This is a genomic window from Amphibacillus indicireducens, assembly GCF_039539605.1.
Lineage (GTDB): Bacteria > Bacillota > Bacilli > Bacillales > Amphibacillaceae > Amphibacillus > Amphibacillus indicireducens.
Map to the genome: position 1 here is coordinate 12,693 of NZ_BAABDL010000078.1, position 14,684 is coordinate 27,376.

16 protein-coding genes and 1 tRNA gene are annotated in these 14,684 nt (G+C 36.4%); 8 read left to right on the forward strand and 9 right to left on the reverse strand.

The features are described from left to right. Positions 1–29: 29 nt before the first annotated feature. Positions 30–2,150, forward strand: coding sequence for an ATP-dependent Clp protease ATP-binding subunit (locus tag ABD814_RS07530; protein ID WP_344911853.1), 2,121 nt, complete (start codon positions 30–32; stop codon positions 2,148–2,150). A gap of 222 nt (positions 2,151–2,372) precedes the next feature. Then, entirely contained in the window at positions 2,373–3,218 is an 846-nt protein-coding gene (locus tag ABD814_RS07535; protein ID WP_344911855.1) for a dimethylarginine dimethylaminohydrolase family protein, read from the forward strand. A 44-nt stretch (positions 3,219–3,262) separates the two neighbouring features. Here ABD814_RS07535 and ABD814_RS07540 read toward each other — a convergent pair whose 3' ends face one another. The 6 genes from ABD814_RS07540 to abc-f form a co-directional block, all read right to left on the reverse strand. Beyond that, a complete protein-coding gene (locus ABD814_RS07540) occupies positions 3,263–4,039 on the reverse strand; it encodes an ABC transporter permease (RefSeq protein ID WP_344911857.1) in 777 nt (258 codons plus the stop codon). Beyond that, on the reverse strand, positions 4,036–4,941 hold the full coding sequence (locus ABD814_RS07545; RefSeq protein ID WP_344911859.1) for an ABC transporter ATP-binding protein: 906 nt from the start codon (positions 4,939–4,941) through the stop codon (positions 4,036–4,038). Before ABD814_RS07545 ends, ABD814_RS07540 begins: the two co-directional genes overlap by 4 nt. Beyond that, positions 4,942–5,139: a PLD nuclease N-terminal domain-containing protein gene (locus ABD814_RS07550; RefSeq protein ID WP_344911861.1), complete on the reverse strand. Its 198-nt coding sequence runs from the start codon at positions 5,137–5,139 to the stop codon at positions 4,942–4,944. 4 nt (positions 5,140–5,143) lie between these two features. Beyond that, positions 5,144–5,788, reverse strand: a complete 645-nt coding sequence (locus ABD814_RS07555; protein WP_344911863.1) for an SdpI family protein — start codon at positions 5,786–5,788, stop codon at positions 5,144–5,146. Further along, the gene (locus tag ABD814_RS07560; RefSeq protein WP_344911865.1) at positions 5,785–6,057 is read right to left on the reverse strand and encodes an autorepressor SdpR family transcription factor; all 273 of its coding nucleotides are present in this window, start codon (positions 6,055–6,057) and stop codon (positions 5,785–5,787) included. The genes ABD814_RS07555 and ABD814_RS07560 overlap by 4 nt, the downstream gene beginning before the upstream one ends. A 108-nt stretch (positions 6,058–6,165) precedes the next feature. Next, positions 6,166–7,728 carry a ribosomal protection-like ABC-F family protein gene (gene abc-f / locus ABD814_RS07565; RefSeq protein ID WP_344911867.1) on the reverse strand — a complete coding sequence of 521 codons (1,563 nt, stop codon included), beginning with the start codon at positions 7,726–7,728 and terminating at the stop codon, positions 6,166–6,168. Positions 7,729–8,110: 382 nt separating this feature from the next. Here abc-f and ABD814_RS07570 point away from each other — a divergent pair. From ABD814_RS07570 to ABD814_RS07580, 3 genes are all read left to right on the forward strand, one after another. Then, positions 8,111–8,183: transfer RNA gene (locus ABD814_RS07570), tRNA-Ala, on the forward strand. A 150-nt stretch (positions 8,184–8,333) separates the two neighbouring features. After that, positions 8,334–9,098, forward strand: coding sequence for a glucose 1-dehydrogenase (locus tag ABD814_RS07575; RefSeq protein ID WP_344911869.1), 765 nt, complete (start codon positions 8,334–8,336; stop codon positions 9,096–9,098). A 319-nt stretch (positions 9,099–9,417) separates the two neighbouring features. Further along, on the forward strand, positions 9,418–11,268 hold the full coding sequence (locus ABD814_RS07580) for a methyl-accepting chemotaxis protein (RefSeq protein ID WP_344911871.1): 1,851 nt from the start codon (positions 9,418–9,420) through the stop codon (positions 11,266–11,268). 58 nt (positions 11,269–11,326) lie between these two features. On the opposite strand, the gene ABD814_RS07585 is transcribed toward ABD814_RS07580, so the two are convergent. Next, positions 11,327–11,572, reverse strand: coding sequence for a YuzB family protein (locus ABD814_RS07585; RefSeq protein WP_344911873.1), 246 nt, complete (start codon positions 11,570–11,572; stop codon positions 11,327–11,329). Between the two features lie 189 nt (positions 11,573–11,761). On the opposite strand from ABD814_RS07585, the gene ABD814_RS07590 reads away from it, so the two are divergent. Next, positions 11,762–12,430 carry a helix-turn-helix transcriptional regulator gene (locus tag ABD814_RS07590; protein WP_344911875.1) on the forward strand — a complete coding sequence of 223 codons (669 nt, stop codon included), beginning with the start codon at positions 11,762–11,764 and terminating at the stop codon, positions 12,428–12,430. Between the two features lie 14 nt (positions 12,431–12,444). Here the strand turns inward: ABD814_RS07590 and ABD814_RS07595 are convergent, their stop codons facing one another. After that, positions 12,445–12,870, reverse strand: coding sequence for a helix-turn-helix transcriptional regulator (locus ABD814_RS07595; RefSeq protein WP_344911877.1), 426 nt, complete (start codon positions 12,868–12,870; stop codon positions 12,445–12,447). A 135-nt stretch (positions 12,871–13,005) separates the two neighbouring features. Between ABD814_RS07595 and ABD814_RS07600 the strand changes: the two genes are divergently transcribed. Both ABD814_RS07600 and recX read left to right on the forward strand, forming a co-directional pair. Next, complete coding sequence (locus ABD814_RS07600) at positions 13,006–13,299, forward strand: hypothetical protein (protein WP_344911879.1); 294 nt, start codon at positions 13,006–13,008, stop codon at positions 13,297–13,299. A 108-nt stretch (positions 13,300–13,407) separates the two neighbouring features. Next, a complete protein-coding gene (recX, locus tag ABD814_RS07605; protein WP_344911881.1) occupies positions 13,408–14,223 on the forward strand; it encodes a recombination regulator RecX in 816 nt (271 codons plus the stop codon). On the opposite strand, the gene ABD814_RS07610 is transcribed toward recX, so the two are convergent. Continuing rightward, the coding region (locus tag ABD814_RS07610; RefSeq protein WP_344911883.1) for an HAD-IIB family hydrolase at positions 14,215–14,684 on the reverse strand (470 nt) is incomplete at its 5' end. The genes recX and ABD814_RS07610 overlap by 9 nt on opposite strands.

Below are 14,684 nucleotides of genomic sequence, written 5' to 3' on the forward strand. Positions count from 1 at the left end.
GGTCAAAACAACAAAGGAGGAAAATACAGATGAAATGTCAAAAGTGTCAAACAGAGCCTGCAACAGTTAACTTAACCCTTCGTATGAATCAACACATGGAACATTTCCATGTCTGTCAATCTTGCTTCAATGAAATAAAACAAGACTCAATCAACCCTTCGAACTTCTTTGGCAATAACGGTGATTTCAGCTTCAATGAATTTTCATCTGGCGCAAAACCGAGACAAGGTCAACGGGTTCAAACAAAGTCGGGTAGAGGTGGCGGTGGTCTATTAGATCAGTTAGGCCGAAATGTAACAGATGCCGCCAAAAATGGTTTGATTGATCCGGTTATTGGTCGTAATCTTGAGGTTAAACAAGTGATTGAAACGCTGAACCGACGCAATAAAAACAACCCTGTTTTAATTGGTGAGCCAGGTGTCGGGAAAACAGCAATTGCAGAAGGCTTGGCATTAAAAATTGTTGAAGGACAAGTTCCGAACAAGTTAAAAAATAAACAATTGTACTTGTTAGATGTTGCTTCTTTGGTTGCGAATACTGGGATTCGTGGTCAGTTTGAGGAGCGAATGAATCAATTAATTCAAGAATTAAAAGACCGAAAAGATGTGATTTTATTTGTTGATGAAATTCACCTCTTAGTTGGTGCTGGGACTGCCGAAGGTTCACAAATGGATGCGGGGAATATTTTGAAACCTGCTCTTGCCCGTGGTGAATTACAATTAATTGGTGCAACAACATTGAAGGAATATCGTCAAATTGAAAAAGATGCTGCACTTGAGCGTCGCTTGCAACCGATCATTGTTAATGAGCCGACAACGGATGAAGCGGTTCAAATCTTACAAGGGATTAAGGATCGCTACGAAAAATTTCACAATGTTAGCTATAGTGATGAAGTGATTGAGCAAGCAGTTCGATTATCAAAGCGCTATATTCAAGATCGTTTCTTACCAGATAAAGCGATTGATTTGATCGACCAAGCTGGTGCGAGGTTAAATCTTTTACATGCTGAATCAGATAAATCAGTCATTGAAACACGCCTAGATGAAATTGCTGTTAAAAAAGCTGAGGCTGCTGAGGTTGAAGACTATGAGACAGCTGCTCATTTACGTCATGAGGAGCTAAAGCTTGAAAATCAGCTGAAAGAGGTTGAGGATACGCCTTCGTCAGAAGTAACGATTCAAGATATTCAGCAAATCATTGAAGAAAAAACGGGTATTCCTGTTCAGAAAATGCAAGCTGATGAGCAATCTAAAATGCGTGATTTAGCTGAACAATTAGCGACTAAGGTGATTGGGCAAGATCATGCTGTCGATAAAGTTGCTAAAGCAATTCGTCGAAGCCGAGCTGGTTTAAAAGTAGCTGCTCGTCCAATCGGGTCATTTTTATTTGTCGGACCAACAGGTGTTGGAAAAACTGAATTAGCAAAAGTTTTAGCAGAGGAGTTATTTGGCACAAGGGACTCACTAATTCGTCTAGATATGAGTGAGTATATGGAAAGACATTCTGTATCGAAAATTATTGGCTCGCCACCAGGCTATGTAGGCCATGAAGAAGCGGGGCAATTAACTGAAAAAGTACGCCGCAACCCGTATAGTTTAGTTTTACTAGATGAAATTGAGAAGGCGCATCCTGATGTCCAGCATATGTTCTTGCAAATCATGGAGGATGGTCATTTGACTGACTCACATGGGCGAACTGTTAGCTTTAAGGATACGGTCATTATTATGACGAGTAATGCTGGAACAAGTTTTAAAGAAATCCAAGTCGGCTTTAATAAGGATCAAAATGAAGCTGTGTCAACATTAGAAAACTTGAAGGACTTCTTTAAACCAGAATTCTTGAACCGTTTTGATTCCATTATTAATTTCAAGCCATTATCAACAGATGCGCTCGTAGAAATTGTCGATCTGATGCTTGGTGAACTGATTGCACATCTAAATGAACAGGATTATCAGCTTTCCATTACAGATGAGGCAAAAGAATTTTTAGCGAAAAAAGGTTACAATCCAGACTTTGGCGCCCGTCCGTTGCGTCGGGTGATTCAAGAAACAGTCGAAGACGGGATCACTGATTTGTTATTAGATGAGTCAGAGGCGACAGAGATTGTCGTTGAATTAGTGGAAGAAGAAATTGTTGTGAAAAAGGGATAATTATAAAAAGGCATCGCTCAGCGGTGTCTTTTTTGATGAAAAATTAAATAATTTTTTATGAATATATATTCATAAATTCCCTCTCGCATTGTCATGGTTGTATAATTAGAAAAGTTTTTCGAATATTCATGCAATAACAAGCAAACACTAGATTTTATCGAGCAGACAAATAAAAAATGTTTGTTATAATGGCAAAAAGAGTTTTCTAGCAGGGGGAAAATAATGAAATTAGCGCACAAGATAGTTTGTCATAATGAGTATGATCGGCTAAAGCAAGTGATTGTCACGCCACCAACACATATGCGAATTGAAGAGGTGATTAATGAAACACAGAAACATTATCAAGATTCGAACATTGATATCGATAAGGCATTAGAACAGCATCGTTATTTTCAAAAAGTGATGCGCGATCATGGGGTTGAAGTGATCGAGATTGAGCCTAGATCAGAATTGAATGAGCAAGTATTTACTCGAGATATTGGTGTGACGATTGGTACGCAGGTAATTGTAAGTCAAATGGCAACAGATTTACGTGAACGAGAAACTGTTTATTTAAAAAAGTTCCTCGTTGAAAACAATATGGCCCACATGGAGATTATGATCGACTCAATTGAGGGGGGCGATGTTATCCTTGATGAGGAGCGGATCTGGATTGGTGTCAGCGATCGAACGACTGAGATAGCGATCCAATCGTTACAACAATTTTTACCTAATTACCAAATTGAAACGATCGATTTGAAAAATGAGATTTTGCATTTAGACTGTACGTTTAATCTTGTCGGTCCAAACTTAGCTTTGATTTATCGTGAGGGTATATTAGAGGCTGATTATCAAAGACTAAATGAACATTATCAGTTGATTGAGGTCGATTCGGAAGAACAATTTACTCTAGGGACAAATGTTTTATCAATTGCACCTGGAAAAGTGATTAGTTTACCTGAAAATAAGCGGACAAATCAAAAGCTCCGTGAAGCAGGACTAGAAGTGATCGAAGTGCCATTTAATGAAATTATTAAATCAGGTGGTTCATTCCGTTGTTGCACAATGCCAATCTATCGTGAAAAATAGCCAGACTAAAAGCTATCATCGCAAAATGATAGCTTTTTAGTCGCTTATAATACTTTTTTATTTTTAAATATTAAGAACGATCCGGTTAATAAAATAATTGAAAGGGCGACTGTTACGCCGGCTGTTCCCCATAGATCCGTCGATATTTTTCCACTAATAAGTAAATCATTAATATACGTACTTAACTGATTCGGGAACCATGGCAACCAACGACTGACAATGCCACCGACAACGGACATACCGATGAGGACACCAATCGATATCCCTGCGACAGGTCCAGGTCCTTTGAAAATGGTACTGAAAAAAATCGTTAGTGAGATCGCAAACATGATCCATAATGAGTAAAATAAAATCAGATAAATCAGTTCAGTTAGTCCAACGTCACCGAATAATAGATTAACGTAATACCAATTGAGTAACATTCCAATCGTAAATGCGACAAAAAATAGCACAAACTTGGCAAACCATTTTGCTAAAATATATGTGATATGGTTGACAGGCTTCACTAAAATTAGTTCAGCAATGCCACTTTTTCGTTCACCAGCAATCGTGCCCATCGTAAGTAAAATGACGATCAAAATCCCAATCGAACTGACTTGTATCAATGCCATCATCACAGCATCTGCGGCTGGAATTTCAGGTATTTCAAAAATCATTCCTTCTGGTATCTCATCAACTGCTTCCATCAATTTTGGTAAAAAATGATAAGTGATTGGATCCATAATTGATATTAGAATAAACACGATTGGTACCCAAATCCAACTAAAGTTTCGCCATGATTCAAGGCACTCTTTTTTGAATACAGTCAGAAATTGACTCATTTGTTAACCACCTCCATGAACATATCTTCTAAGGTTGCACGTGAGACAGTAAAGTTCGTTAAATCCCACTCCATAGCTAATGCTTTCGTTAAAATAGCTTCTCTAGCTTGATTAACGTCATTAATTAAACAAACGAATCCGCCCCGTTCGGCATTCACTTGATCGATTCCTGGTAGCTGATTCAATTGTTCCAACATGTCTTCAGTTACTGTTTTGAAGCTGAGCTCAATTTTTTGGCTTTGATATTTTTCACGAAGATCAGTCAGACTGCCTTGTTCAACTAGAGCACCTTCATGCATTAATAGTAAGCCATCACTTATTTCTTCAGCATCATTTAAAATGTGAGTTGAAAATAAAATCGTCGTATCTTGTTTTAATTCTTCCAGTAATGTTAAAACTTCACGTCTCCCAATTGGATCAAGTGCTGAAACTGGTTCATCGAGCATAATTAAAGAGGGCTTGTGGATTAACGTTTGGGCAATTCCAAGACGTTGCCTCATTCCGCCAGAATACTTACTGATTCTGATGTTTTTTGCATCACTGATTCCGACTTGCTCAAGTAAAACATCAGCACGTTGTTGGGCTTCAAGCTTGGTTAAGTTAGCCAAGCGACCAACATAGACTAAAAATTCATTCCCTGTCATCCAGCCGTGAAAGACCGGATGTTGCGGTAAATAGCCGATTTTTGAACGAATATCAATCCCATTTTGATAACCTTCAAACTTTATTACTCCAGCAGTTGGAGTGAGTAAACCAGCTAACATCCTTAAAGTTGTTGTTTTCCCTGCACCATTTGCTCCTAGTAAGGCGATACAATTTCCTGACTTGAGCTGAAATGAAAGGTCATTAACAGCAACGTGTTGGTTATATTTTTTCGTTAAATTTTCAATTAATAACTCCATCTAATCCGTTCTCCTTCCTAGGATAAAGAATAAAATCGGTCCAATCATACTGACGAAAAGTATAATCAGTAACCAAACCCATTTTGGTCCTTTCGTTTCTTCGGTTTTAAACCAAGCAATCAATGCAACAACGAGTAAAATGAATTGTAAGACAAGTAATGGCGACAACATTTGAAGTAAATGTGCGACATCAGTCATAATTTCACCTCCCAGATTTGTTTAGTTTTTGGTAAAGGTAATAAGAATAGAAAATAGGTATGAGTGCTCCAACAAAAATACTAATTAATGTTACTGGTAAAACATATTGGTCTGAAATAAATGGTGTAGTGATTAAGATAAAGCCTAAGATAATAAAAATTCTCGCGCCAAGTCGGTGTGTTTTACGCCATACTTCTTCATTGTCTAATGTCCATGGTGTTCGAATCCCAAATAGCCAATTTGGTTTGATCGTTTGCATATAATTGCCGAAGATTATTAATAATAAGCCAACTAATATCGGGATAAAGAAGTGAATCTGTAACGGATAGCCTAAACTTTTGAATAGGGTAACTAAATTAATTAGCAAAAACAGTCCCATAACGGAATAGGTGATGATTTCATATGATCGTGAAAACTGTTGGTAATTCTTTTTCTTTGGATCAATTTTTGGACTGAATAAGATGATCAAGTAGAGTAAAACGTACATCCCATTGTTGGTAAATAGCGCGATAAACTTTGAAGCAGACCAATTGACTGATCCGTCAACACCCCATTGCATTGGAACTTGATCTGGTAATTGAGGATAAAAGATTAGCCACAAACTAATTGAAATAAGAATCATGAGGATTGGAATCAGGTGTTTTTTCATTGTTCTTTCTCTCCTTTATCAATAAAATCAATCGTCCAGCTGACGAGCTCTTGAAAAACAGTGAGATTTAATGTGTAGTAAATAAATTGTCCCTGCTTATTATCATAAACAAGCTCTGCCTGTTTTAGAATGTTTAAATGTTGTGAGATGCTTGATTTTGACATCTCAAAATGACTCGATATTTCACCAGCGGTTAGATCGCCATCTTTTAATAATGTTAAAATTTTTCGTCGTGTTGGATCTGCAAGAGCTTTAAACACATCTTTCATCAGCTAATCACCCTTAAGTATTTAAGTAATTACTTAAATGATAAAATAACTTTTGTACTTTGTCAAGAAAAAATGGTGATTGATCTAAGGTCAATCACCAAAATATAATTATTCATCGATATGTTGTTTTTCCTTCAACAATGCCTGAAACTGTTGTTCAAGTTCTTCTGTTGGTTCGATGCTTAATTTACTCAACACTTCAGAAATACGAGTTTCTAGGACGAGTAATTTTTGTTCGTGACTACTCTCATCTTTTGGTGGATTGAGGTATTCATGATATGTCCCAGGAAATAATTCAATTGTTTGATCTCTAATCACAATCAGTTTGGTCGCTACTTGTTCAATCAGTCGTTGATCATGTGAGACAAATAGAATTGTACTCGGATAACTTAATAATAATGATTCGAGTGCTTCAATTGCTTCGATATCTAAAAAGTTTGTTGGCTCATCCAGAATAAGCATATTCGCATCACTAACAAGTAATTTTGCCAAGACAACTTTAACGCGCTCTCCGCCACTCAACGTCCGAATTGGCTTTGTCACATCATCTTCACTAAAATTAAGTCGGGCTAAGCATGTTCGAATCAGTGTTTCTGATTGAATTGCATGATCACTAACATAGGTCAAAATCGATTGATTTAACTTTAGTTCTTGTAATTTTTGATCAAAGTAACCGACTTTAATTGCGGGAGAAAGCTGAACACCATTAACTTGATTGATGATTTTTTTGACGAGTGTCGATTTGCCCGTACCGTTATCTCCAATGATTGCCACCTTGTCATTACCTTTGATTTGAAAGCTTGTCGGCTTCCATAAAGTTCGACTACCAATCTGGCCTGGTAAGTTTTCAACTCTCAAAATCGTTCGTCCCGATAATTGTTCTGCTTGCGGGTGCTCCATCCTAATCGGCGCTTCCTGATAAACCTTTTCAACTGATTCCAATTTTTCTATTCTTGTTTCAAGTGCTTTTTTATTTTGATGGAGCTTTTTTTGTTTTTTAGCAAAGTATGGTTTGGCGCCTTTAATCCGTGCCTCAGAAGAACTGAGTTGTTTGGGTTTCTTTGTCGCACGTTGAGCTTTTTGCTCCTTTTTAACGAGTGCTCGCTCTAATTGCTTCTTCTTTTCGATGTATTGATGGTATGCTTCTTCCTGTTGTTTAATTTGTGCTTGTTTTTGCTCGTGATAATCACTATAATTTCCTTGATAAACATGTATTCTTCGTTGATCAATTTCCCAAATTTGCTCACACAATTGGTCTAAGAAGTACCTGTCGTGTGAAACAAGGATCAGTGCTCCTTGCCAATGATTAAATTGGTTTAGCAGCTGCTCGATATGGTGTTGATCAAGATTTGTTGTCGGTTCATCAGCTAAAAGTAAGTCGGACTTTTCCGCTAATGCATGATTAATGTAGCGTTGTGTTACTTCACCGCCACTTTCAGCTGTCTCTGTTTCTTTAAGCTGTGGTAACAGTTTAATTGAACCATAACGATTAACTTGCCCCTGATCCGTTTCTTGTTTACCGATGATTAAATTCAATAGTGTTGATTTACCAGAGCCATTTTTGCCAACTAATCCGATTCGTGCCTGTTTTTTAACAGCTAGTTGCTCAGACTCAAACAGCAATTCACCTTTAATAAACTTTTGAACATGTTTTAATTCCACAATTGTCATATTCTCACCTCATTTTAGAAGACAAAAAAGCCTCCTACTTATACTTAATTGAATAAGAAAATAGGAGGCACCGATAGCATATCTGCTATAATAGTGGGCATAGATATAGTCGATCACATCCTATTTTCGTTTGACTAAATGAAAGCAGACCAAACAAGACTCATTTTTTGAATGAGTTGGTCTTACTTAGATTTAGTTCAGACTTAGAAAAATAGGATTATAATTTCATCGGCTAAAAGTTCACCCTTTCGATAAAGTTAATTTTAGTTTAACGAAAATGATGACCATTTGTCAATCTAACTTATTAATTTTAGCATTCCACGAACAAAGAGGGCTTGAGATTTTAAGTGATATCGGCTATAATGATTTAGGATCAAATCGAGGGGAATTAGCTCAGTTGGGAGAGCGCTTGCGTGGCACGCAAGAGGTCGTCGGTTCAAGCCCGATATTCTCCATTTAATTAAACAACACTGATCAGGATAATGGTCAGTGTTGTTTTCATGAACTTTATGTGAAATATTTCACAAACCTATTGTTAATTAGATGATTAAGAAATATAATAAACTAGAAATTATGAAAAATATTAAGTTAAAGGAAGTGTTCACATGAAATTATCAGGAAAAACAGTCATTGTAACAGGTGCTGCAGCAGGTATGGGAGAAGCAATCGCTAAAAAGTTTGCGCAAGAAGGTGCTAAGGTTGTTGCGACAGATATCAATCAAGAATTACTAGATCAAGTCGTCAATGCAATTAGAGAAGCGGGTGGCGAAGCAGTTGGTCTAGTCAGTAACATCGGTGAACAAAAGGATATTGACCAAATGGTGCATGAAGCAATTGAACGCTATGGCTCACTTGATATTTTAGTGAACAATGCTGGCATTATGGATAACTTTGTCCCAGTTGGTGACTTGACAGATGAACAATGGAATCGAATTATTCAAATTAACTTAACTGGGCCATTTAAGGCAGCTCGCGCAGCAATTAAAGTTATGGAAACACAAGAAAATGGCGGTGTGATTATTAACAATGCATCGGTTGGAGGGTTGTTTGGTGCGCGTGGTGGGGCGGCTTACGTATCGTCTAAGCATGGATTACTCGGAATGACGAAAAATATCGCAGCAACATATGGCGTTCATGGGAAAATTCGTGCAAATGCAATTGCACCAGGTGGAGTTGCAACAAATATTCAAACGACAATTACTGAACCACATGAGTTAGGAAGTAAAGCTATTGGCTCTATTGGGGGAGAAACTGCTCCAATAGGTCAATCAGAAGAAATAGCAGAAGTTGCTCTATTTCTAGCTTCTGATGCTTCAAGTTTTGTCAATGGAGCAGTTATTACAGCTGACGGTGGCTGGACAGCAGGCTAAATCATCGACTTAAATAAGGCTTAATCTCGATTCATTAAATGGATCGAGATTAAGCTTTTTAATTTGGAATGATTTGTTTTAAATGGTATTTGTTTATAGCAGATTCGAATCAGATCAAAGACAAGATGTGACAAAAGTCCATCTTTAAATTATAAAATTCAAGCCGATACATTAAGCATAGGTTGAATGTCTTAGAATGTAGCTTATTCTAGGAGAAATGTCTTGTCTAAAATTGAATTTAAGTATAGTATTGAATATATACTTTTACTTATGTGATAAGCAATGAAAGCGGTTTATTATTAAGAGGGAGGATAACAAGATGAATAAGCGTTTTAACTTCAAGAAGGTAATAGAATCCCGACCCATTCAATTTATCAAATCGAGCTTTGGGAAGATAAAATTACCTAAAAGACGGGAAAAATCAGAAAAGATGAAGATACGTGTTAAAACAACTCGTCGGAAAAAAATTGGGAATTTAGGCTTGCATAATTTGAAGATTGGTTGGAAGTATGGGGTTGTACTTATTATTATTTTTATCCTACTTGTTGTTGCAACAACATTAGTTGCAGTATCGATCAATGAAGCTCAAGAAGATATGGACGTTTTAGTCGATGAAGCTGATCTGGCTGTTTTAACAATTGAATTGAGTGATTTAATGAATTCAAAAGGTTTATCAGCGATGGCTTATGCACAATTTGGGAATGAAAGCCACCTAAATGAATTTGAAACTAAAAATGTAGAAGTTGATGAACGAATTGCCTATTTAAGTGAACATATCGTAGGTGATAGTCATATTTCGCTTTTTAACGAGGTTGAGCGGTTAAATCAGGAGTTAAACGATATGTTTTATAATGAAATTGTTGATTCAATTGGAGCAGGTAGTGACGTAATGCGCCTGTATAGTAATCGATACAACAATGCAACAGCTAATGCAGGACTGTACTTGGAATCGCTTCGAGGTTTAATTACTGAGGATCGTGATTTGGCAGCTAATAATGCTGAAGAAAGTAAAAATATGGCTCTGGTTATGTTATTCTCAAGTATGTTTATCTCAATTATTATTGCACTTATTCTTGTCTTGTACATTAGTAGACATGTATCGAGACATCTAAATCAAGTCGTTGTGATGAGTGACCGAATTGCATCAGGTGATTTAACTGAAACGGACTATCATTATCAAGGTAAAGATGAGATTGGCCAGCTTTCTAACTCAATGGAGCAAATGCGCTTACAATTAACAACGATGATTGATTCAATTAAGCAAACATCATTATTAGTCGGTACTCAAAGTGAACAGCTTAATCAATCTGCAGATGACGTTAAGTCTGGAACAGAACAAATTGCTGCAACAATGGAAGAGTTGGCATCTGGAACAGAGACACAAGCAAACTTTGCTAGTGATTTAGTTGAAACAATGACAGCATTCGCTGAGCAGATTAAATCGATTAATACAAGTAGTGAATCGATTAATGAATCATCGAACAGTGTGTTAAAAGAAACTGAATTAGGTAATGAGTATATGAATAAATCGATTGCTCAAATGAATAGCATTGATCAAATCGTAAAAGATGCTGTCGACAAAGTAGAGGGACTAGATAAGCAGACACAAGAAATATCTAAACTTGTTGGTGTCGTTAAAGATATTGCGGATCAAACAAACTTATTAGCATTAAATGCCGCGATTGAAGCAGCTCGGGCTGGAGAGCATGGTTTAGGTTTTGCAGTTGTTGCCGATGAGGTTAGAAAGCTTGCTGAACAAGTTGCTAATTCTGTCGTAAGTATTGCGAAAAATGTCAGTGAAATTCAAGCAGAATCTAAGGCTGTTTCAACTGCGTTAGAGCAAGGTTACGATGAAGTTGAACAAGGAACGAAAGATATTTCAGAAACGGGCGTTCGTTTCAAGGCGATTGATGATGCGATTGCATTAATGACATCAAACGTCCAAACAGTTATGGCTGGTTTAGAAGAATTAAATAATGACTCAGCTAAAGTGAATGAAGCTGTTCAAGAAATTGCTTCAATTTCAGAGGAGTCTGCAGCCGGTGTTGAAGAAACATCAGCTTCAGCTGAAGAAGCATCAAGCTCAATGGAAGGTGTAGCAATTGGTGCAAGTACGTTACTTGAATCTGCTCAAGAGTTAAGTGAGTTAGTTCAAAAATTCAAAATGTAATTAAATAAGCGTTTGCCAATTGAATTTAACTGGCAAACGCTTTTTTGATCGATTCTGATTATTGAAAATGAGCGAGTTCTGCATCGATTGCTTTGCGAATTCTTTGGAGGCAGTCATTGCTATCCCTTCCTCTAATTCGCTGGCCGTTGACTAGAGCAAAGGCATTAAATCTACATAAACCACACATTGATAGACACTGATTGACAAGAACGGATACTTCTGGGTACTCTTCTTCCAAGAGTCGCTCTGCATCAACTGTCATGAGGACATTACTTTCACAAATTTCAACGATAATAATTCCCATTGTATCCACCTCTCGATTCAAAATAGCATTACTAAGTTATCATTGTAGTGCAAAGCATTGTGTTTGTCATTTAATATACACAAATTGTGACATTATAGACCTAAAGGATTATAAAGTTTGCATTTTAACTAGTTTGTTATTTACTTCACAAATAATATTCGTTATGATTAGATAAAGGGTGGTGTGGGGATGAGTAAACAACAGACAACAAGGCAAACGATTGTCGAGTTATTAAAGAAAAATCAAGAATTATCAGTTAGTGGCTTAAAAGAACATTTAGATATCACCGAGATGGCTGTGCGAAAACATTTAATTAAATTAGAAGCAGAAGAATATATTACATCAAGATCTGTCCGTCAACCAATGGGTAGACCCGTGATTTATTATAGCTTAACAACTAAAGGTCATGAGACATTTCCAAATAATTATGACAAAATTGTCGTTGAATTGCTCCAAGATATTCATGAAAATATGGGAGAAGAAGCAATTGATCTCTTATTTGAAAATCGCGAACAACGCTTGCGGAAAAAATATCGTCGCCGAATTTTTAAAGAAGATCCATTAATTGAGCGTGTTGAAAATTTAGTTGATGTCCAAACAGAGAATGGCTATATGGCCGAATTCACTGAATCAGAAGAAGAAAGCTCAGATACAATCACATTTGAGCAGTTTAATTGTCCGATTGCTGCGATTGCAGACCGCTATGATACACCATGTCATTATGAGCTTGAATTATTTAAAGAAGTACTTGGAACGGATCAGGTGGAGCGGGTTGAATGTATTGCTAAGGGTGGTAAGAGTTGCAAATACTTAATCAAAAATAATTTAACATCTGATCAAACAACAAATCCCTCCTAAATTAAGAGGGATTTTTAAAATTTATCGATTTCATTGATCATTGTACTAATCATGCGGTGAATTGCTTTCTGATGTTTAATTGGCATCTTGCTAATTTGATCAAATTGATCCCTGAACTGAGGATTTTTTATCAAAAAGCTGATTAAATCTAAGAATGATTCATCAATTGTCTGTTCATCATCAGTACTTGTTTGATAAAATTGTTGAAAATCACTTAATAATTGATCAGCGTGTTTATTCAACCCGAGCAGACTATCAATTGACTGATGAAAAATTTGACTCAGCTTGATAATCGTCGGTAAGTCAGGTAACACATCGCCATTTTCCCACTTAGCAATTACAGATCGTGATATTTTCAATTGATCTGCTAATTTTTGTTGTGTCCAGTTTTGATTCGTACGGTAATATTTAATATTGGATGCTAATTTATGGATTGACATAATTTATTCCCTACCATTCTTATCACTAAGTCCTCTTTAATCCTATCATGATTAAAGCAATTTTCTTCCTTAAGGTTGTTCTTTGTAAGAACATATAGTAAAATGTTCCTATAAAGAACATCGAGAGGTGATGAAATGGATGCGTGCTTATTGTTTAATTATGAAAAATGGCAAAACGTAAGTAACACGATTCAGTTTCCCCCATTGGGAACTAAAATCGTCAAAATTTTAAAACTTCCAGAACACCCAGAATGTTTATGCTTACATTTGTACGTCAGTGAAAAGATCTCAGTTTGGCAAGTTGTGCTTGATTTAGAGACAGAAAATATCGTTACAGGCTATGGTTTTGGTTTGACATTTTTAGAGGCAAAAACTGAAGCTTTAGCAGTCTTAGAAAAAAGAATCTCAAAAAGAGTTGTAAACTACTAAATACTTACCATTGTGTGAGTATTTTTTTATTAAATTAAAAAACTATTCAGTTTAGATCAGCAAGTAGATTTGGTTAACATGGTATAATGTTGCTAAGAGGTGATCTAGATGACTAAAATAACGAAGATTACAACGCAAAAGCGAAATAAACATCGCTACAATATTTTTATTGAAAAAAACAGTAAGGAACAATATGCCTTCAGCGTTGAAGAAGAGACGTTAATTAGTGAAGGACTAAAAAAAGGTCTTATTTTAGATCAAATCACAATGGAGTCTTTAACGAGAGCAGATCATCTCAATAAAACATACAATAAAGTGTTGAATTACTTAAGTTATCGGATGCGTTCAACAGAGGAAGTAAGAACATACTTGCTTGAACATGAGCTAGAAGAAGAACAAATTCAGGTACTTATTGATCGCCTCAATCGGCAAAAATTATTAGATGATCAAGCATTTGCAGATGCATTTGTTGCGACCAAAATAAACTCAGGATTCAGAGGCCCAGGACAAATCCGAACGGAACTTTTTCAAAAAGGAATCAAACAGCCACTAATTGAACAAGCTTTAATCCGTTATCCTGAATCTGATCAAGTTGAAAAAATTGAAGCTTGGTTAACTAAACAGTTGAAAAAATCAACGCGCCAATCACATCGACAACAAATGAATAAATTGAAGCAACAGTTGCGTCAAAAAGGGTTTGATCAATCAACAATTGATCACGTTTTCCAACAGATAACCTTTAAAAAGGATGAACAAGAGGAGTGGCAATCACTTGTTTATCAAGGAGAAAAGGCATTACGTAGATACCAAACAAAAGCAGAAGGTTATTTACTACTCCAAAAAATAAAAGCCTCTCTCTATCGAAAGGGCTTTAATCAAGAACTAATTAATCGTTTTATTGAACAGCATGTAGACTCAAATTGATCGAGTTGATTTAAGTAAGTTGTTTGCCTCAAGGTGATTGATTGCTTCAAAAACATGGTCAACTACATGTTGCGCCGCTTGCTTGACATCATGATCCGCACTTGACATCGCATAACTGTGCGGTGTCATTTTCAGCATCTCGATATCATTTTGTGAATCGCCAATGACCGCAATCTCTTCTGGTTTGATCGCAAGTGTCTCAATTAAATGTGTCAGCCCAACTTGTTTGTTTACATCTGCAGGCATTACATCAATGCATTTTGGTGCTGATAAAACACTACTGACCTCACCTTTAAAAAGTTCATTTAATTCAGATTGGATCAGTAATAACTGCTCAATTTCACCAAGGAGTATGAACTTGACGACATTTAGCTGATTTTTTATTTGATCCTGACTTTCGTAGTTCCAAATGACAAATAGTATTGAAAGTGTTGATTTTATCAAACAAATCAGCACTTTTT